This window comes from Pseudomonas sp. CF161, assembly GCF_000416215.1.
GTDB lineage: Bacteria > Pseudomonadota > Gammaproteobacteria > Pseudomonadales > Pseudomonadaceae > Aquipseudomonas.
Map to the genome: position 1 here is coordinate 33,474 of NZ_ATLP01000043.1, position 18,916 is coordinate 52,389.

At 63.5% G+C, this 18,916-nt stretch carries 18 protein-coding genes; 5 read left to right on the forward strand and 13 right to left on the reverse strand.

Translation table 11 applies throughout. The features are described 5' to 3' along the window. Positions 1 to 262: 262 nt before the first annotated feature. Genes pepN through CF161_RS08130 form a run of 6 tightly spaced genes read right to left on the reverse strand, consistent with a single transcriptional unit; the run spans position 263 to position 6,774 of the window. A complete protein-coding gene (gene pepN, locus CF161_RS08105; protein WP_020296077.1) occupies positions 263 to 2,926 on the reverse strand; it encodes an aminopeptidase N in 2,664 nt (887 codons plus the stop codon). Between the two features lie 13 nt (positions 2,927 to 2,939). Further along, entirely contained in the window at positions 2,940 to 3,770 is an 831-nt protein-coding gene (locus CF161_RS08110; protein ID WP_020296078.1) for a DUF2797 domain-containing protein, read from the reverse strand. Continuing rightward, entirely contained in the window at positions 3,767 to 4,027 is a 261-nt protein-coding gene (locus CF161_RS08115; RefSeq protein ID WP_020296079.1) for a YeaC family protein, read from the reverse strand. Before CF161_RS08115 ends, CF161_RS08110 begins: the two co-directional genes overlap by 4 nt. 16 nt (positions 4,028 to 4,043) lie before the next feature. Further along, a complete protein-coding gene (locus CF161_RS08120) occupies positions 4,044 to 4,916 on the reverse strand; it encodes a rhomboid family intramembrane serine protease (RefSeq protein ID WP_020296080.1) in 873 nt (290 codons plus the stop codon). Continuing rightward, complete coding sequence (locus tag CF161_RS08125) at positions 4,913 to 5,887, reverse strand: metallophosphoesterase (protein ID WP_177326761.1); 975 nt, start codon at positions 5,885 to 5,887, stop codon at positions 4,913 to 4,915. The genes CF161_RS08120 and CF161_RS08125 overlap by 4 nt, the downstream gene beginning before the upstream one ends. Continuing rightward, positions 5,884 to 6,774, reverse strand: a complete 891-nt coding sequence (locus CF161_RS08130) for an NAD(+) kinase (protein WP_020296082.1) — start codon at positions 6,772 to 6,774, stop codon at positions 5,884 to 5,886. Before CF161_RS08130 ends, CF161_RS08125 begins: the two co-directional genes overlap by 4 nt. 104 nt (positions 6,775 to 6,878) lie before the next feature. Between CF161_RS08130 and CF161_RS08135 the strand changes: the two genes are divergently transcribed. Further along, positions 6,879 to 7,829, forward strand: coding sequence for a DUF1853 family protein (locus CF161_RS08135; protein WP_020296083.1), 951 nt, complete (start codon positions 6,879 to 6,881; stop codon positions 7,827 to 7,829). Between the two features lie 39 nt (positions 7,830 to 7,868). On the opposite strand, the gene CF161_RS08140 is transcribed toward CF161_RS08135, so the two are convergent. Together CF161_RS08140 and CF161_RS08145 are read right to left on the reverse strand one after the other, a co-directional pair. Continuing rightward, positions 7,869 to 9,155 carry an arsenic transporter gene (locus CF161_RS08140; protein WP_020296084.1) on the reverse strand — a complete coding sequence of 429 codons (1,287 nt, stop codon included), beginning with the start codon at positions 9,153 to 9,155 and terminating at the stop codon, positions 7,869 to 7,871. Between the two features lie 133 nt (positions 9,156 to 9,288). Continuing rightward, positions 9,289 to 9,846 carry an NADPH-dependent FMN reductase gene (locus CF161_RS08145; RefSeq protein ID WP_020296085.1) on the reverse strand — a complete coding sequence of 186 codons (558 nt, stop codon included), beginning with the start codon at positions 9,844 to 9,846 and terminating at the stop codon, positions 9,289 to 9,291. A gap of 229 nt (positions 9,847 to 10,075) precedes the next feature. Between CF161_RS08145 and CF161_RS08150 the strand changes: the two genes are divergently transcribed. Then, entirely contained in the window at positions 10,076 to 10,312 is a 237-nt protein-coding gene (locus CF161_RS08150; RefSeq protein WP_043228887.1) for a hypothetical protein, read from the forward strand. Between the two features lie 89 nt (positions 10,313 to 10,401). Continuing rightward, complete coding sequence (locus CF161_RS08155) at positions 10,402 to 11,295, forward strand: LysR substrate-binding domain-containing protein (RefSeq protein ID WP_020296087.1); 894 nt, start codon at positions 10,402 to 10,404, stop codon at positions 11,293 to 11,295. Here CF161_RS08155 and CF161_RS08160 read toward each other — a convergent pair. The 5 genes from CF161_RS08160 to CF161_RS08180 all read right to left on the reverse strand — a co-directional run bounded on the left by CF161_RS08160 (position 11,292) and on the right by CF161_RS08180 (position 16,406). After that, positions 11,292 to 11,876, reverse strand: coding sequence for a GNAT family N-acetyltransferase (locus CF161_RS08160; protein WP_020296088.1), 585 nt, complete (start codon positions 11,874 to 11,876; stop codon positions 11,292 to 11,294). The two genes, CF161_RS08155 and CF161_RS08160, sit on opposite strands and share 4 nt — an antisense overlap. A gap of 14 nt (positions 11,877 to 11,890) precedes the next feature. Next, positions 11,891 to 14,146: an arginine/lysine/ornithine decarboxylase gene (locus CF161_RS08165; protein ID WP_020296089.1), complete on the reverse strand. Its 2,256-nt coding sequence runs from the start codon at positions 14,144 to 14,146 to the stop codon at positions 11,891 to 11,893. A 119-nt stretch (positions 14,147 to 14,265) separates the two neighbouring features. Continuing rightward, positions 14,266 to 15,027, reverse strand: coding sequence for a DNA polymerase III subunit epsilon (gene dnaQ, locus CF161_RS08170; RefSeq protein WP_020296090.1), 762 nt, complete (start codon positions 15,025 to 15,027; stop codon positions 14,266 to 14,268). 72 nt (positions 15,028 to 15,099) lie between these two features. Next, the gene (rnhA, locus tag CF161_RS08175; protein WP_020296091.1) at positions 15,100 to 15,552 is read right to left on the reverse strand and encodes a ribonuclease HI; all 453 of its coding nucleotides are present in this window, start codon (positions 15,550 to 15,552) and stop codon (positions 15,100 to 15,102) included. 95 nt (positions 15,553 to 15,647) lie between these two features. Next, positions 15,648 to 16,406, reverse strand: coding sequence for a class I SAM-dependent methyltransferase (locus CF161_RS08180; RefSeq protein ID WP_020296092.1), 759 nt, complete (start codon positions 16,404 to 16,406; stop codon positions 15,648 to 15,650). Between the two features lie 65 nt (positions 16,407 to 16,471). On the opposite strand from CF161_RS08180, the gene gloB reads away from it, so the two are divergent. Together gloB and CF161_RS08190 are read left to right on the forward strand one after the other, a co-directional pair. Beyond that, positions 16,472 to 17,239, forward strand: coding sequence for a hydroxyacylglutathione hydrolase (gloB, locus tag CF161_RS08185; protein WP_020296093.1), 768 nt, complete (start codon positions 16,472 to 16,474; stop codon positions 17,237 to 17,239). 99 nt (positions 17,240 to 17,338) lie between these two features. Further along, entirely contained in the window at positions 17,339 to 18,772 is a 1,434-nt protein-coding gene (locus CF161_RS08190) for a transglycosylase SLT domain-containing protein (protein ID WP_020296094.1), read from the forward strand. Positions 18,773 to 18,916: the final 144 nt, after the last annotated feature.

Here is an 18,916-nt window from a genome sequence, read left to right on the forward strand (position 1 = left end):
CTTCGGAAGCAGATCTATCCTATCGGGCTTTGGAAAGGTCTGACAATCGACACCGCGTTATCTTTTGTTAACTCGAGGCGATGAGACGATAGCTGAATGGCCTGCCATTCGGCGTCCTGATAAACAAAAGTCGCCGGATAAATTGCTGGGGTTACCTGCAGCCGCTGCCGCCAGGTTCGGCAGCGGCGACGGCGGGCATGGATCTTCCGGCATAAAAAAGCCCCGCCCGGGGCTAGCGGACGGGGCTTGGTGGGGCAGCCGATCAGGCCAGGCTTTTGCTCACGACTTCAAACACGTCGCTGGACAGTTCGCCCGAGGCGCGGATGCGCTCCAGTTCGGCTTTCATCAGTGCCTGGCGGGCACTGTCGTATTTGCGCCAGCGGGTCAGCGGCGCCAGTTGGCGCGAGGCGATCTGCGGGTTGAAGGCGTTGAGCTCGATCACCAGGTCCGCCAGGAAGCGGTAGCCGGAGCCATCCGCCGCATGGAAGTTGATCAGGTTCTGCCCGGCGAAGGCACCGATCAGCGCCCGCACCTTGTTCGGGTTCTTGATGTTGAACGCCGGGTGCTGCATCAGCGCCTTGACCCGCGCCAGGCCGCCCGGCAGACCGCTGGCAGCCTGGACGCTGAACCACTGATCCATGACCAGCGGGTTGTCCTTGAAGTTCTCGGCGAACAGTTCCAGGGCCCAGGCCTTCTCTTCCTCGTAAGGGGAATTGACCAGCACCGCCAGGGCGGTCAGGCGTTCGGTCATGTTGTCGGCGTGCTCGAATTGCTCCTTGGCCGCCGCCGGCACCAGGAACTCCGGCTTGCGGCTGACCATCACGTACGACAGGGCAATGTTCTGCAAGGCACGCCGAGCGAAATGTTCAGCCTCGGCCACATAAGGCGTGCGCTTGGACACCTCGCGGTTGGCCTGATAACGCTGCCACAAAGGCTCGAACAGCTCGTCGGCCAACTGCCGGCGGGCAAATTCGCGGGCGGCGTGGATGGCCTCGACATCGGCCACTTCGCTGATTTCGGTGAGGTAGGCCTCGCCCGGCAGCGAAAGCATTTCCGCGACCATGGCCTGATCCAGGCTGTCGTCGGTCAACACGCTGCGCAGCGCCGTGACCAGCCGCGGGTCCATCGCCAGGGCCTCGCCCTTCTGCTGCTGGCCGATCAATTCCTGCAACACCTGAACCGACAATTGCTGGCCGGCGTCCCAACGGTTGAAACCGTCGCTGTCGTGCTGCATGAGGAACATCAACTGGTCGCGGCTGTAGGGGAAGCTCAGCTTCACCGGGGCCGAGAAGCCCCGCAGCAGCGACGGCAACGGCTGTTCGGCGATGTCGACGAAGGTGAAGGTCTGCTCGGCCTCGGTCACCGACAACACGCGGGACGTGCCCTGGGCGGTGGCTTCACCGGCCAGGCGCAGGGCGATATCGGCACCGTTGCTGTCGAGCAGGCCCAGGGCCACCGGAATCACGAACGGCAGCTTCTCGACCTTGTCCGGCGTCGCCGGGCAGCTCTGGCGGAAGGTCAGGCTGTAGGTCCTGGCCGCCGGGTCATAGGCCTCGCTGACCGCCAGGCGTGGCGTACCGGCCTGGCTGTACCAGCGCTTGAACTGGGTCAGGTCGACGCCGTTGGCATCTTCCATCGCCTTGATGAAGTCATCGCAGGTCACGGCCTGGCCGTCGTGGCGCTCGAAATACAGGTCGCTGCCCTTACGAAAGCCCGCGGCGCCCACCAGGGTGCGGATCATGCCGACGACTTCCGAGCCCTTCTCGTACACGGTCAGGGTGTAGAAGTTGGAAATCTCGATAAAGCTTTCCGGGCGCACGGCATGGGCCATGGGGCCGCCGTCTTCGGCGAACTGGTGGGTCCGCAGGTACGCCACATCCTGGATGCGCTTGACCGTCGGCGAGTTCATGTCCGAGGAGAACCCGGCATCGCGGAACACGGTAAAACCTTCCTTGAGCGACAGCTGGAACCAGTCGCGGCAGGTCACGCGGTTGCCCGACCAGTTGTGGAAGTATTCGTGGGCGACGATCGCCTCGACCCGCTGGTGCGCAGCGTCGGTCGCGGTTTCGGCGCGGGCCAGCACGGCGCTGGAGTTGAAGATATTGAGGCCCTTGTTCTCCATGGCGCCCATGTTGAAGTCGTTGACCGCCACGATCATGAAGATGTCGAGGTCGTACTCGCGACCGTAGGTCTGTTCATCCCAGCGCATGGATTTCTTCAGGCTGTTCATGGCGTGCTGGCACTTGTCGATGTTTTCCGGCTCGACATAAATGCGCAGCGCCACGTTGCGCTGGTTCATGGTGGTGAAGCTGTCTTCGACGCACCACAGGTCACCGGCCACCAGGGCGAACAGGTAGGCCGGCTTCATGAACGGGTCTTCCCAGGTCGCCCAGTGCCGGCCGTCTTCGCCGGGGCCACTGGCAATCGGGTTGCCGTTGGACAGCAGCACCGGGTAGCGGTGCTGCTCGGCCGACACCGTGGTGGTGAACGTGCTCATCACGTCCGGGCGGTCGAGGTAATAGGTGATCTTGCGAAAGCCTTCGGCCTCGCACTGGGTGCAGAACATGCCGCTGGATTTGTACAGGCCTTCCAGGGCGGTGTTGGTTTCCGGATGAATGCGCACGCTGGTGTCGACGGTGAAACGCTCGGCCGTCGGTTGCAGGGTCAGGTGGCTGTCGTCGAGCTGGTAGTCGGCGGCGCTCAGTTCGCGATCGCCCAGGCTGACCGACAGCAACTCCAGCAACTGACCGTCCAGCACCAGCGGCGGCAGGCCGGCGCCGCGTGCCGGGTTGCGACGCATCACCAGTTGCGCATGGACCAGGCTGTGGTCCTCGAACAACTCGAAGGTCAGGTGCGTCTCGTCGATCAGGTACTCGGGCGCCTGATAGTCCTTCAGGTAAATCATCTTCGGTTGATCGGTGCGCATGGTTCGAATCCTTCTACTGATGCACGGCGAGCTGATAGGCCGTGTATTTACGAATATTGATCACGCCCGTGTCAAAGATCAGGTATTGGCCCTTGATCCCCAGCAACGTGCCTTCGGCAATCGGGTTCTTGTCCAGGTTGAAGCTGACGATCTTGGCCGGGTACTGCTCGACCGGGTAACGGATTTCCAACGGCTGTACATCGCTCAGCGCTTGGATCGCCTGCAGCCCGAAGCGTTCCTGCAAACCTTGCAGGCCCTCGGCGCAGGAGGCGAACAACTGTTCACGCACGGCCACCAGGTCGACGGCAGGTGCGTCGCCCTTGAGCAGGGCGCGCCAGTTGGTCTTGTCGGCCACCTGGCTGCGCAGCAGGTCTTCGACGAAGCCCGATTGCTGGCGGGTGGCGACGCGCATGATCGGCAACGCCTGGCTCGCGCCCTGGTCCAGCCAGCGGGTCGGTAGCTGGGTGGCGCGGGTGATGCCGACCTTGACCCCCGAGGAGTTGGCCAGATAGACCACGTGGTCGGTCATGCAGAACTGCTCGCCCCAGGACGGATCGCGGCACGTGCCGGCGTCGTAGTGGCAACGCTCCGGGCTCATGATGCACAGGTCGCACTGGGCCAGCTTGGTCATGCACGGGTAGCAGTAACCCTGGCTGAAACTGGTCTTGGTCTTGCGTCCGCAATGGGAGCAGTGGATCGCCCCGAGGAACTCCAGGCGGACCTGGGTGCCGATCATCGGGTTGACCGGCACCTCCTGCTCGTCCAGGCGAAAGGCGTATTGAACGTTCGGCCCGTCAAGGCGCGCCGACATCTTGCTGATTGCACCGCGGCCAATCTCAATCAATGGATGGCATCCGACTTGAACAGGATGTTCGGCACCGGCGCCGACTTCGAGGAGCATTCCTGCGGACCCATGTAGCCGGTGCGTTCTTCTTCGGGCAGGTTCTGCATTTCCCAGGCGATGACCGCCTGCAACGACAGTTCACGCTGCTCGGCGGTGAGCTTGCGGCCGTCGGACCATTTGCCGATTTCCACCGCGAGCTTGAGGCTCTGGTAGATCTCCGGGGTGATGTTTTCGATCATTTCTACAAAAGAGGACATGCAACGGTCTCCAGCATTAAAGGGCCAGTTTACGGCGGCCATACACGCCACCCAACAAACCGGTGAGGCATCCGACGAGCAACCCGCCGACGTGGGCGGCATTGGCGATTTCCCCGAAACCGATCATCGAGACCAGCCCGGACAGGCACAGCAGCAACCACACCAGCATCATCACCAGCACGCCGCGCGGCAGGCGATAGATTGGGTTGGGCGCCAGCAATTGATAGATCCAGCAATGCCCGAGCAGGCCGTACAAGACCCCGGACAAACCGCCGAACAGGGTCGGGCCGCTGAAATAGTATTGGGCGAAGTTCGACACCAGGCTGAACAGCAGGGTCAGGCCCAGCAGGTTGATGCTGCCCTGGCGCAACTCGATGCGCCGCCCCAGCTCCCAGTACCACATGCCGTTCATGGCGATGTGCAGGAAACCGAAGTGGATCAGCATCGGCGTCACCAGGCGCCACCACTGCCCCGCCGCCAGGCTGTCGGCCAGGGGCGTGAACTGGATGTAGTCGCCGACTACGCGAAACTCGAGAAAAGTCAGCCAGCGCAGGGTGTCCAGGTTGTCGCCCAACAGGGTCACCGCGCACACGATCAAGCTCGCCAGCAGCACCAGGGCGGTCATCGGGCTGCGGCGCAGTTGTTCCTTGAAGCCAGGGCGCGCGCCCGCGGTCGGCACCTGCGGCAGGTCCAGCTGCTGCTCGGGGTCGCCGCCGGGGAAGCGCTCGTACAATGCACGCACATCGGCGCTGATCGACTCTGGCACCCACAGCACCTGCTCGCCCGCCTCTTCGCTGACCCGGTGCGGCACCTGCATCCGCTGAAGCAAGGTGACAAAACCGCTCAAATCCACCGCCAGCGGCAGACGCAATACTGCAACAGCACTCATCCCAGAGCCTCCGGCCGTTCAACATCGACCCAGACGAATTTATGTGGATCCAGGCGGGTTTCCTGGTCCAGGCGATAGGCCACCAGCTTGCCGTAGAGCACGGCACTGTAGTCGAGGCACGCCAGGTTGGCGCGCAACGGCGCCGGTTTGCCGCTGCGCCAGTAGTGGCCGACGAACAGCAACGGCTCATCGCTGGCGTAGCGCAGCAGGTTGCTTTTTTCACTGGAGGACAGCGGCATGCAGGCCACTGGCTCCGGCAAGGCATCGGGCTGGAACACGATGTCGCCGTAGGTCTGCGGGTCGTCTTCCCAGAACTTGGTGCGGAAGAACGAACGGGTCAGGCCGTCGCCGCTGGTCATGGTCTGGCCATGGGGCAGGCGCATGTCGGTGCCGCGCAGCAGGCGGTCGAACGCCAGGCTGGCGAAGCTGTCGGGGATCGCCGAGGCCTGGAGGAACACCTCGTCGATGCAGCCGTTGGGGTACTGCGCGCGCAGGGGGGCAATCAGCCCCGCATCCCAGCAGGCGTGCACCACGCGAAAACGCCCGGCATCGACGAACAGCGGCAGCTTGTAAAACCAACCGAGGAAGTCATGCCAGTCGCCGGGGTGCTGTTCGAACTGGTTCAGGGTCTCGCTGAGCAGGCGCGCGTGGCGCGGCGTGTGCTCGCGCACGAACTGCTTGCCGCTGCCCGCCGGCGCCGGGGTGCTCCAGCCCAGGGCGTTGAATTCATGGTTACCCATGATGCACAGCGCCTGGCCGGCCTCGACCATGTCGTGGACGATGTGCAGCGCTTCGCGGATTCGCGGGCCGCGGTCGATGATGTCGCCGAGGAACACCGCCATGCGTGACGGGTGCCGCCAGACGCCACCCTGCCTGTGGTAACCGAGGCGGTCGAGCAAGTGCTCAAGGGTCAGGGCGCAACCATGCACGTCGCCGATCAGGTCGTAACTTCGCGCGGGATCGAGCATCAGTCGCCTCCACCACCCAGCCGGCTGCCCCAGCCGAGTTTGGTCCGGCAAACCTCGTAGTAGTTGTGGTCCAGCGGATGGATCAGGCGCAGCTTCTGCGCCTTCTTGCTGACCGTGACGGTGTCGCCGGGCGCACAGGTAAAGTGGTTCTGCCCGTCACAGGAGACCTGCGGATAGATCTGCATATCTTTGGACACGACGATTTTCAGCTCACTGTTGCCATCGACCACAATTGGCCGGCCTGACAAGGTATGGGGGTACATCGGCACAATCACAATGGCATCGAGCTTGGGATGCATGATCGGCCCGCCGGCGGACAGCGCATAGGCCGTGGAGCCGGTGGGCGTGGCGACGATCAGGCCGTCGGCCTTCTGGCTACAGACGAACTGGCCATCGATGTAGATTTCGAATTCGATCATCCGCGTCGACTTGCCCGGGTGCAGCACCACATCATTCAGCGCGTCGCCCTGGCCAATAGCCTCGGCGTGACGGCGGACTTCGGCCTGGAGCAGGAAGCGGTTCTCCACCAGGTAGTGGCCGTCCAGCACCTCGGCGACCTTGATCTCCAGCTCGTCCGGGCGAATATCGGTCAAGAAGCCCAGGCTGCCACGGTTGATCCCCAGCACCGGCGTGTTGTGCCGGGCCAGGGCGCGGGCGGCGCCCAGCAGGCTGCCGTCGCCGCCGACCACGATCACCATGTCGCAGACTTCACCGAGCATTTTGCGCGACGAGGTCTGCAGGCCGTGGCCTGGCAGCACGTCGGCGATGGTGTCCTCGAGGATCACGTGCAGGTGGCGTTCGAGCAGAAACCTTTTCAGTCGGCGAACTGTGTCAAGCACCTGCGAACTGCCCAGGCGACCGATAATGCCGATATTGCGAAATTGCTCCATGGGGCTCCTGCAGGGTTCTGGGGCGGGCAAAAGAGGGATTATGGGCGAAAGCCGGCCATAGACAAAATCCTTTCAGCCACCCGCCGAGGAGCTATGCTCGCAGAATGATCCTGTTTCCCGGCTTGCTCGACCTCCCCCGCCAGTTGCGCCACCCCGCGGTGCGCGACCTGGCCTGGGTCATCCTCGCCCCGCCCATGCTTGAACACACGCCCTGGCCCCAGCGTCATCCCCTGGCCGGCAGCGACTGGGTGCAGGCGCCCGAACTGCTGGCCCACTGGCTGCGCCAACTCGACCAGGACCACCGCGCCCTGGAGCATTGGCTGGCCCTGGCCACCACCCGGCGCCTGGGCCTGTACTACGAACGCTTGTGGCAATTCGCGGTGCGCCATGCCCCGGGGGTCGAGCTGCTCGCGGCCAACCTGCCGATCCGCCGTGCCGGGCACACCCTGGGTGAGCTGGATATGCTGCTGCGCGACCGCGACGGCGTGCATCACCTGGAACTGGCGATCAAGCTCTACCTCGGGCCGCAGGCCGGCAACGGCGAAGACAGCGCCCAGTGGCTGGGCCCGGGCTGCCATGACCGCCTGGACCGCAAACTGGCCCATTTGAGCGAACACCAGCTGCCGATTTCCGCCCGCCCGGAAAGCCTCGAAGTACTGACCGCCCTGGACATCACCCATTTCAGCGCCCACCTGTGGCTGGGCGGCTACCTGCTCTACCCCTGGCCCGGCCATGCCCATCCCCCGCTGGGCGCCCACCCCCGGCACCTGCACGGGCGCTGGCTGCACCAGCATGACTGGCCGGCGTTCCTGGCCCAGAGCCCACCCGGTCGCTGGCAGCCCTTGCCGCGCCATGCCTGGCTGGCGCCGGCCCATTACCCCGACGAGCAGACCTGGAGCCCGGCCCAGCTCGAACACTGGCTGGCCGAGCTCGATCCCCATGCTCCGGCGCAACTGCTGGTGCGCCTGACGCAAAAAGCCCCGGCCCACTGGGAAGAAGCCGAGCGCCTGTTCCTGGTGGCCGACCTGTGGCCCAACGTGCCGGGTACGGGCTGAACCTGAACGGCGCGCCCTGCAACAGCCGGCCAGCTGCGCTCAGCCCAGCGACAAGCGCAGGGCCAGCGCCGCCAGGGTCAGCAGCAACACCGGCAAGGTCAGGACGATGCCGACCTTGAAGTAATAACCCCAGCCGATATGGATGCCCTTGCGGTCCAGCACGTGCAGCCAGAGCAAGGTGGCCAGGCTGCCGATCGGAGTGATTTTCGGCCCCAGGTCGCTGCCGATCACGTTGGCGTAGACCATGGCTTCCTTGACCACTCCCTGCGCCTGGCTGGCATCGATCGACAGCGCGCCGATCAGCACGGTCGGCAGGTTGTTCATGATCGAAGACAGCAAGGCACTCAACAGCCCGGTGCCCATGGCCGCGCCCCAGATGCCCCAGGTCGCGAAGCCGTCCAGCCAGCCGGCCAGGTACTGGGTCAGCCCGGCATTGCGCAGGCCGTAGACCACCAGGTACATGCCCAGGGAGAAAATCACGATCTGCCAGGGCGCGTCCTTGAGCACCTTGCGCGTGGAAATCCGATGCCCGCGGGCAGCCACCGCGAGCAGCAAGGCGGCACACACCGCCGAGATGGCGCTGATGGGGATGCCCAGGGGTTCCAGGGCAAAACAGCCGAGCAACAGGATCAGCAGCACGCACCAGCCGGCGATAAAGGTCGGTTTATCGTGGATCGCACTGTGGGCCGGCTCCAACTGTTCCGGGTCGTAGGCACGGGGGATGTCGCGGCGGAAAAACCACATCAGCACCCCCAGGGTCGCCGCCACGCTGACCAGGTTGACCGGCACCATCACCGCCGCGTAACGGTTGAAACCGATCTTGAAAAAGTCCGCCGAGACGATGTTCACCAGGTTCGAGACCACCAACGGCAGGCTGGCGGTGTCGGCGATAAAGCCCGCGCCCATGACAAAGGCCAGGGTCGCGGCCTTGGAAAAACGCAGGGCCAGGAGCATGGAAATCACGATCGGGGTCAGGATCAACGCCGCCCCGTCATTGGCGAACAGCGCCGACACCAGTGCCCCCAGCAGCACCATAAAGGCGAACAGGCGCCGCCCACTGCCCCGCCCCCAGCGCGCCACATGCAGCGCGGCCCAGGCAAAAAAGCCGGCTTCGTCCAGCAGCAGGCTGATGATAATCAGCGCGACAAAGGTGCCGGTGGCGTTCCAGATGATCTGCCACACCAGCGGGATATCACTCAGGTGCACCACCCCGAGCAATAGGGCCAGGACCGCGCCCAGCACCGCGCTCCAGCCGACGCCCAGGCCCTTGGGTTGCCAGATCACCAGGGTAATGGTCAGCAGAAAAATCAATCCAGCAGTCAACATGGGCAACAGCCTTGAGTGGGCCCGACAGCTAGACGGACCCAGGGAATGGGGAGATCAGGGGGTCGATCGGTTCAGCGAAGATGATGCGCATAAGCCCCGCGTGCCGACTTCCGTGGAAGCCGGCGACTGCGGGTCAGGCTTTTTTGTGCTGCTCGACCCACTGCGCGTAGGCATTGATAAAGCTCTGCAGGAATGGCCGGGTGGCCTCGGACAGCTTGCCGTTGTCATCGAACGCCGACCCCGCGCCGCCCAGGTAGGCTTCCGGCTGTTGCATGCAGGGCACGTTGAGAAACACCAGGGACTGGCGCAGGTGGTGGTTGGCGCCGAAGCCGCCGATGGCACCGGGGGAAACACTGATCACCGCACCCGGCTTGCCGCTCCAGGCGCTCTGGCCATATGGCCGCGAACCGACGTCAATCGCATTCTTCAAGGGCGCGGGCACCGAGCGGTTGTATTCCGGGGTCACGAACAGCACCGCGTCGGATGCGCTCACTTGTTGCCGAAAAGTACTGTAGGCTGCCGGCGGTGCAACATCGATGTCTTCGTTATAGAGCGGCAGGTCGCCGATCTCGACGATGTTCAATTTGAGGTTGGCAGGCGCCAGTTCAGCCAGCGCCAGTGCCACTTTGCGGTTGATAGAGGCTTTTCTCAAACTACCGACCAGCACTGCAATCGTGTAAACGTTGCTCATGGTTGCTTCCTGACTATCTGGTTGAACAAGACGCTAGTTATAGATGACCGCGGGTCGATCCTGCCACCCCGTTCGCACAAATTGATGGTGCCCCGGAGCCTGTTTCAGCGCTGCCCGGCACCGCCCGTTGCGGCGGTGGACTATTTTTTTACCGGTACAAAACTTACCTCGCCCAAGCACGGTCTACAGAACCGCAAATTGAGTGATTTATCTCCAGAGGCTCTAAAAGATGGCAGCAGTACTCGTCGGACAGTTTCATGCAAGAGACGCAGAAGGCCGCGTCTATTCGGTGCATGAATTCCAGGAATCCACCCCGTCGGCAGACGGCCTCACCGGCTCCGAGCCTGTGACCACCTACCGCCTGGCCATTGGCGACCGCGTCAAAAAACTCGACGACAACCAGTTTCTGCTGATTCAGTCGGACATCACCATCATTCGCGAACCCGAGACTTTCATTGCCTCATAACCCGGTGTCATGAGCAGAAGTCATATGCGCGGACTTGAGTTAGGATTCAAGCGATTGAATCCCTCACTGCCTGGACATGGACTTCAAGCATGCGTTTACGTCATATCGAAGTGATTCAGGCGCTCCTGCAAACCGGGCACCTGGGCACCGCCGCCGAGCTGTTGCAATTGTCGGTGGCCGAGGTCGAGGCGCTTTTGCGCGATGCCGAAAGCCAGCTGGGCTTCATGCTCTTCGCCAGCGTCCGCGGACGTCTGCAGGCCACTCGCGAAGCCCGTGAGTTGCAGGCCGGGATCAGCGGCATCTACGACGCCTTCGAACCCGTGCAACGTCTGGCTGCCAGCCTCAAGCAGTATCAAGCGCCCCCGCTGCGGGTCGACGGCACCCCGCCCCTGGCCCAGCAACTGCTGCCGCAAAGCATCGCCGCCCTGCGCCGGCGCTTCCCCGACACCCCCTGCAGCCTGGCCAGCCACGGCACCCGCGAGATCGTCAAACGCCTGTTGCTGCGCGACTGCGACCTGGGCCTGAGCCTGCACAACCCCGAACACCGCGATATCCACTGCCAACCCCTGGCCCAGGGCAAGCTGCAATTGCTCGCGCCCCACGGCTGGCTGCAACCCAAGCAGAAGTACATCGCCCTGCAAGACCTCGCCGGCCAGGCGATGGTTGGCCTGGAAGGCCAGGACCCGCTCAGCGTGACCCTGGACAGCAAGCTGCAGAATATTCGCCCCAGCCCGGTAATTCAGACCCGGGTCCAGACCTACCAAATGATGCGCAGCATGGTCGAAGCCGGCGAAGGCCTGGCGATTGTCGACCCCTTCACCGCCCTCGGCGCACGCAGTGGCGGCCTCGACGTGTGCCCGCTATCGCCACCGATCAGCGTGACGCTGTATGCCTTGAGCCTGCACCAAAGCGAGCCGTCCAGCGTGATCAGCGCCCTGCTCGAACTGCTGACGGAGAAGGCCGAAGCCTTGCTCGCCGGCTAACCCTGGGCGGCGAACTCGTCGGCGAACAGTCGGTACCAGAAAATCGCCACTTCCGAAGTCTGCGGATCGATACCGCGATAACGCAGGTGATCGACCCCGCCAATCACGTAACCGCAGCGTTCATACAGGCGGCAGGCACCGATATTGTTGTTCTGGGTTTCGAGCATGATGCCCGGGAGTTTTTTCTTGCGGCTCCAGAACTGCGCCACATCCAGCAACGCCTTGGCCACCCCGTGGCGCCGCGCCGGTGCATGCACTGCCAGCTCGTCGATATGGGCGTAACCGTTCCAGTTGGTGCTGACCACCACATGCCCCACCGGCTGATCGTCGAGGTAGGCCATGAAAATCGCGCTGTCGGCCGCGTCGCGGTAGCTGCTGAACTCCTCCGGGTCGATGCCGTAGCACTTGCGGTACGGCTCGATGGACGTGAGCGGCCACTGCGCCACTGCCTTGCCGGTTTCAGCCTGGGCGTAGGCCGTGACTTCGAAACTGAAATCACTGCCCCAGACATAGGCGGGAAACCCGTCGTCGGCGACCCGCACCGACAGGCCGGGGTACTTGGGATTCATGGCTGGCTGCATAGCGGGGAACGTCCTCAAACCTTGATGCAATCGACAGTGTAGTGCCGCCCATTGCCCTGATCTTCATGTTGCAAGCCGTGCACGTCGGCGACGAAGCCAGGGAAGCTGCTGTCGAACGTACGGGCGAACGCCAGGTAATCGATGATCGACCGGGTCTGCTCGGTAAACCGCTCGCCGGGCATGATCAGCGGAATCCCCGGCGGGTACGGCACCAGCATCACAGCGGCGACCCGTCCCTGCAGGGCGTCGATCGACACCGCCTCGACTTCGCCACGCACCAGGTGGTCATAGGCGTCGGCCGGTTTCAGCGCCACTTCGGGCAGCACGGTGTACATGCGCTTGAGGTGCTTGGCCGTGGCGTTGCTGCGGTAACAGGCATGGAGCTGGTCGCACAGGTCGCGCAGGCCCATGCCCTGGTAACGCGCCGGGTTGATCTGCGCCACGCTCGGCAGGCAGTGGCCGAGGCTGACGTTGGCGTCGTAATTGCGCTTGAACTCCAGCAGTTCGGTGAGCAAGGTGCTCCACTTGCCCTTGGTGATGCCCATGGAGAACAGCACCAGGAACGAATAGAGCCCGGTCTTCTCGACCACCAGGCCACGCTCCCAGAGAAACTTGCTGACCACCGCCGCCGGGATCCCCTTGTCGCTCAGGGCACCGCCCGCCGTCAGGCCGGGCATGACCAGGGTGACCTTGATCGGGTCCAGCAGCACATAGTCGTCGGTGACCCCGGCAAAGCCGTGCCACTCGCCTTCGGGCTCCAGCAGCCAGTCCTGGGTGTGGACCTGGTCGATGCCCTCGACCCGGGGCGGCTGCCAGATGGAAAACCACCAGTCATCGGCGGCGATGTGCAGCCGCAGGTTGGCCAGGGCGCGGCGAAAGCTCAGGGCTTCGTCGAACATCTCCTGCAACAGCGAGCGCCCGGCCGGGCCTTCCATCATGGCCGAGGCCACATCCAGCGAGGCGATGATGCTGTACTGCGGCGAGGTGGAGATGTGCATCATAAAGGCTTCGTTGAAGCGGTCGCGATCCAGTTGCCGGGCGCCGCCGTCCTGCACGTGGATCATCGAAGCCTGGCTGAAGGCCGCCAGCAACTTGTGGGTCGAGTGGGTGGTGAACACCAGCGGGCTGTCGGCCGAACGCGTGGTGCCCATGCCGTAGCGCCCGGCGAAGAATTCGTGGAACGCCGCGTAGGCGTACCAGGCCTCGTCGAAATGCAGGACCTCGACGCTGTTGCCCAGGCTCTGCTTGATCAGCTCGGCGTTGTAGCACAGGCCGTCATAGGTCGAGTTGGTGATCACCGCCAGCTTGACCTTGGGCGGCCGGCCCCGGGTCAAGGGGCTGGCATCGATCTTGGCCTGGATCGACTCGCGGCTGAACTCGCTCAGGGGAATCGGCCCGATAATCCCCAGCTCGTTGCGCTCCGGGCACAGGTACAGGGGGATGGCCCCGGTCATGATGATCGAGTGCAACACCGACTTGTGGCAGTTGCGGTCGACCAGCACCAGGTCATCGCGACCGACCATGGAGTGCCAGACAATCTTGTTTGCGGTGGAGGTGCCATTGATCACGAAAAACGTGTGATCGGCGCCGAAGTTGCGCGCAGCGCGGGCTTCGGCTTCGGCCAGGGGCCCGGTGTGATCCAGCAGGGAACCCAGCTCCGGAACCGAGACCGACAAGTCCGAGCGCAAGGTGTTTTCGCCAAAGAACTGATGAAACGCCTGCCCCACCGGGCTCTTGCGATAAGCCACGCCGCCGCCATGGCCCGGGGTGTGCCAGGAGTAGTTGGAATCGGCGGTGTGCTGCACCAGGGCCTTGAAAAACGGTGGCAGCAGGCCATCCAGGTAATTGCGCGCGGCGCGGGCCACCTGTCGGGCGAGGAAAGGCACGGTGTCTTCAAACAGGTAAAGGATGCCCCGCAACTGGTTGAGTTCGCTCATGGCGTCGGCCGGGGCGTTCTCCAGAGTCACCTGCTCGCCCAGGGCGAAGATCGGCAGATGGGGCGCACGTACCCGGGCCAGGCGAATCAGCTCGACCATGTTCTGCAACAGGTGGGTGTTTTCCCCGGCGCCTTCGGCAGCGATCAACATGCAGGCCAGGCCGTGATGGGTCGAGGCCACCAGGCGGCCTTCGGCGTAGTCCACGGCGGAAAAGATACTGAAGCCTTCCTGCTCCAGCTCCCGGGCGATACCGCGAACCCGATCACCGGCAACGGTGTCGGCCTTGATGTCGCGGTGCACGATCAGCACCGGGAATTTCAGGTCTTTGTACATGGGGCGGGGTGTCCTGAGGCGGCGGACCTTGGCCCGCCAATCACCTCAGGGTAGAGGCTTGAGCCGCTGGGTGTAAGCCCCGCTGCGACCTTCGACAATAAAAGGTCGCGCGAGCACAACTACTGCTGCTGGGCCTTGGCCTCGGCCAGCTGGGTCCAGAGTGCCGGCGCGCCGGCGGATTTGGCGATGATTTCCAGGCGCACCTGGTGCTCGGCAAGCTCGGCTTCGCTGGCCCGAATGATTCGCGCCGGCTGGCGGTCTGCCGGCAAGCGGCGGATTTCACTGGCGCGGTTGCCCGAACCTTCGCCGGAGCCGTTGCCGTCCGAGGCGTTGCCCGCCAGGGACAGGCTGGTCTGGCCGCCGGTCATGGTCAGGTAGACGTCGGCGAGAATCTCCGAGTCGAGCAAGGCGCCGTGCAATTCACGGCCGGAGTTGTCGACGCCGTAGCGTTTGCACAGGGCATCCAGGCTGTTGCGCTGCCCCGGGTGACGCTCACGGGCCATCATCAGGGTGTCGAGGATGGTGCAGTGCTGGGTGATGTCAGCCCGTTCGTGCTGGCCCATCAAGGCGAATTCGTTGTTGATGAAACCAACGTCGAACGCCGCGTTGTGGATGATCAGCTGTGCGCCCTTGATGAACTCGAAGAACTCGTCGGCGACCTCGGCAAAACGCGGCTTGCCCACCAGGAATTCGTTGGTGATGCCGTGGACGCCGATGGCGCCTTCGTCACTCTCGCGATCCGGTTGCAGGTACACGTGGAAGTGACGCCCGGTCAGGCGTCGACCCATCAACTCGACGCAGCCGATTTCAATGATCCGGTGGCCGTCGGTCACCGGCATGCCGGTGGTTTCGGTATCGAGTACAACAGATCTGTTGGCCATCAGTGCTCAGGTCTCAATGTTTCAAAGGGCGCGATTTTAGCATGCTCGGGGCGGATGACGCGCGTGAGGGGATCAGGACTGTTTGTAGCCGCGCACTTCATCGACGCCACGGTTGGCCAGTTGGTCGGCCCGTTCGTTGCCAGGGTGGCCGATATGCCCGCGGACCCATTTCCAGGTCACGGTGTGGCGGCTGACTTGCTCGTCCAGGAGTTTCCACAGGTCGGCGTTTTTCACCGGTTCCTTGGCTGCGGTTTTCCAGCCGCGCTTCTTCCAGTTGACCATCCACTCGGTGATGCCTTTCATCACGTACTGCGAGTCGGTCACCAGGGTCACTTCGCAGGGCCGCTTGAGTTCCTCAAGGCCACGGATGGCGCCCAGCAGTTCCATGCGATTGTTGGTGGTATTGGCTTCGCCGCCCCACAACTCCTTTTCAACGCCCTTGCACACCAGCAACGCGCCCCAGCCGCCAGGGCCCGGGTTGCCCTTGCAGGCGCCATCGGTAAAGAGTTCTACGCTATCGCTCATTTACAACCTATCCATCAAGAGTGCCGTGCGGTCTGGCGCTGATCGGGCGACGCAGTCCGCGACCGGAAAGCCCGGCCTGCAATAAAAAGAAAGTTTCAGGGTTCGACGTTACGGCGGTTGACCTTGGCCATCGGCATTGGCACCAGCTTGCCCATCGGCTCGCGCCGCACCTGGCGCACCGGGCGCAGGCCGACCACGATCTTGCGCGCCACCAGCAGATAGAAGCCGCCGCCCGACAGTTGCCAGTCACCGGCCTTGCGTTCCCAGCCGGCCAGGCGGGCCTGCCACGTCGGGGAAGCAAGCGGCGGACGATAGCACCCGAAGCAGCGTTTCTCCAGCGCGAAGCCCAGCAGGTTCAGCCAGTCGCCAACCCGCGACGGGGAAATGCAGCGCGCCTGGCGCAAAGCGTCATGGGCAAAGACATGGCGCAAGCCCCAACTGCTCCAGGGGTTGATCCCGACAATCAGCAAATGGCCACCCGGGCGCACCGCGCTGGCCGCCTCGCGCAGCAGGCCGTGGGGCGACAGGCAGAAATCCAGGCCGTGCTGCAACACCACCACGTCGGCGGCATGCTCGCTCAGGGGCCAGGCCTGCTCTTCGCAGACAATCTCCACTCCCGGCAGGGGCGCGCCCAGGCGCACGTTGCGCTGCACCTGGGGGGCCGCAGGCGGGGTTTGCGCCGAAGGCCCGTAATGCACCAGGTAACCGCCAAAAAAACGCCCCAGCTCGTCTTCGAGCATGCGCCGTTCTTCATCGAGCAAAAATTGGCCCAGGGGGCCGGACAGCCAGTCACGGGCCGCGCTGATCAACGCCAGCCAGTCAGGATCGGCCTGAGCGAACGCTTTATCGGTCATTGCATTCTCCAACCCGCCAAGAAGTTCTAAGATGCGCCATTGTTTTCCGCTTGGCGAATCCGACGATGATACAGATCAGTGCCCTGCCCGCCTTCACCGATAACTACATCTGGTTGTTACAGGATCAGCACCACCAACGTTGCGCGGTGGTCGATCCGGGTGATGCGGCGCCTGTGGTGGCCTGGCTGCAACAGCACCCAGGCTGGGTCCTCAGCGATATCCTGATCACCCATCACCATCACGATCACGTCGGCGGCGTGGAGCAGCTCAAGCAATTGAGCGGCGCCACGGTCTACGGCCCGGCCCGGGAGAACATCCCCGGGCGCGACGTGGCGCTCGATGACCAGGACCAAGTCAGCGTACTGGGCTGCGAATTTCGGGTCATGAGCGTACCCGGGCACACCCTGGGGCATATCGCCTATTACCACGACGGCCTGCTGTTCTGCGGCGATACCCTGTTCGCCGCCGGCTGCGGGCGGTTGTTCGAAGGCACCCCGGAGCAGATGCACCAGTCCCTCGACAGCCTGGCCGCGCTGCCGGCCGAGACCCGGGTGTACTGCACCCATGAGTACACCCTGAGCAACCTCAAGTTCGCCCAGGCCGTGGAGCCGCATAACCCGGACATCGCCGAGCGCCTGGCGACGGTCATCCAACTGCGTGAGGACGGGCGCATGACCCTGCCCTCGACCCTGGCCCTGGAAAAACTCACCAACCCTTTTCTACGCACCGCGGAAACATCCGTTAAACAAAAAGCGGACGAACGGAATGGCCTGGATAACCTGTCGCAGAGTGCGGTTTTTGCGGCCTTGAGGGCTTGGAAAGATAAGTTCTAAGACCCCCGCTGCCTGGTACAAAAATTCTGAATGGTTGACCGAACCTCGGGCGGTTCCTAGAATCGCCCGACATTTTTGCCCGGAACTTACTTCCAGCCAATGTCGTCATCTATTCGTAAAACCATCAATTCAGACGCATTGACGCGATTGGCTCAAGCTATCGCGGTGGCTGTGTCCGCCACCCTGGCGGGCTGCCAAAGCACCAGCCACGTCCCCCAGACCGAAGCCAGCCATACCCAGAATTTCAACGCCCGGATCAAGCAAAAGCCGATCTGGCTCAGTGAAAAACCCAGCCCGCAAGTGCCCCAGGATGTCTGGGAACGCATGCGCCAGGGCTTCCAGCTGCAGGACGGCCTGGGCGTCAACCCTCGCATTGAACAACAGCGCCTGTGGTTTGCCAGTAACCCATCGTTCCTGGAAAACGCCGGCGAGCGCGGCAGCCTCTACATCCACTACATCGTCGAGCGCCTTGAAGAGCGCAACATGCCGCTGGAACTGGCCCTGCTGCCCGTGATTGAAAGCGCCTACAACCCCATGGCCTATTCCCGGGCCGATGCGGTGGGCTTGTGGCAGTTCATTCCTTCCACCGGTCGCTACTTCAACCTGCGCCAGACCCGTTTCTACGATGGCCGGCGCGATATCACCGCCTCGACCACCGCGGCCATGGACTACCTGACCCGCCTGCACGACATGTTCAACGGCGACTGGCTGCTGGCCCTGGCCGCCTACAACGCCGGCGAAGGCACGGTCAGCCGGGCCATCGAGCGCAATGAAAAGCTCGGCCTGCCCACCGATTACTGGAACCTGCCGCTGCCGGCAGAAACCCAGGCCTACGTGCCCAAGCTGCTGGCCCTGTCCCAGGTGGTGCTGTCGCCCGAGGCGTACGGGGTCAACCTCAACCCGATCGCCAACGAACCGTACTTCCAGGTGGTCGAGATCAACCAGCGCATGGACCTGTCCAAGGTCGCAGCGGTGGCCAATATCGACGAGGACGAACTGTTCCAGCTCAACCCGGCATTCAAGCAGCGCACCACCATCGACGGCCCGCAGCACCTGCTGGTGCCAACGTCCAAGGCACAGTTGCTGACCACCAGCCTGTCGACCATGCGCCCTGAAGAGCTGATCAGCCAGCGTCCGCTCAAGCCGGTGTTCGAAGGCGCAACCCGCGCCGAGATCGCCGGCGTCAAGCGCACCTATCGGGTCAAGCGCGGCGACAACCTGGGCACCATCGCCAAGGCCAACAAGGTCGAGGTCAAGGACCTGCAACGCTGGAACCAGCTGACCGGCAAGAACCTCAAGGTCGGCCAGACCCTGGTCATGCAGGACAAGACCCGGCGTACTGCAGGCCGCACCACCACGGTGGTCGCAGCCAACAACAAGAAGTCGACCCAGTACAAGGTCAAGCAAGGCGACTCGCTGTACATGGTCGCCAAGCGTTTCAACGTCGAGATGCAGCACCTCAAGCGCTGGAACCCGCGCGCCGGCCAGGCCCTCAAGCCCGGGCAGATGCTGACGGTTTACCTGCCGCACTGATAGATGACGCTCAAAGGGCTTGCGCTGAGCAGCAAGCCCGCCGTGGCGAGGGAGCTTGCTCCCGCTCCAGTGCGTAGCGCTGGCAAGCCCTTTCCTTGATCTTGTCTGTCTGAGGTTGCACGGCGCTCATGGTGACCAGCGCAG

Excerpts from the sequence above, each read along its gene's own strand:
- pepN (WP_020296077.1), bottom strand. The coding sequence starts at position 2,926 with ATGCGCACCGATCAACCGAAGATGATTTACCTGAAGGACTATCAGGCG.
- CF161_RS08115 (WP_020296079.1), bottom strand. The coding sequence starts at position 4,027 with ATGTCCTCTTTTGTAGAAATGATCGAAAACATCACCCCGGAGATCTAC.
- CF161_RS08120 (WP_020296080.1), bottom strand. The coding sequence starts at position 4,916 with ATGAGTGCTGTTGCAGTATTGCGTCTGCCGCTGGCGGTGGATTTGAGC.
- CF161_RS08130 (WP_020296082.1), bottom strand. The coding sequence starts at position 6,774 with ATGGAGCAATTTCGCAATATCGGCATTATCGGTCGCCTGGGCAGTTCG.
- CF161_RS08135 (WP_020296083.1), top strand. The coding sequence starts at position 6,879 with ATGATCCTGTTTCCCGGCTTGCTCGACCTCCCCCGCCAGTTGCGCCAC.
- CF161_RS08140 (WP_020296084.1), bottom strand. The coding sequence starts at position 9,155 with ATGTTGACTGCTGGATTGATTTTTCTGCTGACCATTACCCTGGTGATC.
- CF161_RS08145 (WP_020296085.1), bottom strand. The coding sequence starts at position 9,846 with ATGAGCAACGTTTACACGATTGCAGTGCTGGTCGGTAGTTTGAGAAAA.
- CF161_RS08150 (WP_043228887.1), top strand. The coding sequence starts at position 10,076 with ATGGCAGCAGTACTCGTCGGACAGTTTCATGCAAGAGACGCAGAAGGC.
- CF161_RS08155 (WP_020296087.1), top strand. The coding sequence starts at position 10,402 with ATGCGTTTACGTCATATCGAAGTGATTCAGGCGCTCCTGCAAACCGGG.
- CF161_RS08160 (WP_020296088.1), bottom strand. The coding sequence starts at position 11,876 with ATGCAGCCAGCCATGAATCCCAAGTACCCCGGCCTGTCGGTGCGGGTC.
- CF161_RS08165 (WP_020296089.1), bottom strand. The coding sequence starts at position 14,146 with ATGTACAAAGACCTGAAATTCCCGGTGCTGATCGTGCACCGCGACATC.
- dnaQ (WP_020296090.1), bottom strand. The coding sequence starts at position 15,027 with ATGGCCAACAGATCTGTTGTACTCGATACCGAAACCACCGGCATGCCG.
- rnhA (WP_020296091.1), bottom strand. The coding sequence starts at position 15,552 with ATGAGCGATAGCGTAGAACTCTTTACCGATGGCGCCTGCAAGGGCAAC.
- CF161_RS08180 (WP_020296092.1), bottom strand. The coding sequence starts at position 16,406 with ATGACCGATAAAGCGTTCGCTCAGGCCGATCCTGACTGGCTGGCGTTG.
- gloB (WP_020296093.1), top strand. The coding sequence starts at position 16,472 with ATGATACAGATCAGTGCCCTGCCCGCCTTCACCGATAACTACATCTGG.
- CF161_RS08190 (WP_020296094.1), top strand. The coding sequence starts at position 17,339 with ATGTCGTCATCTATTCGTAAAACCATCAATTCAGACGCATTGACGCGA.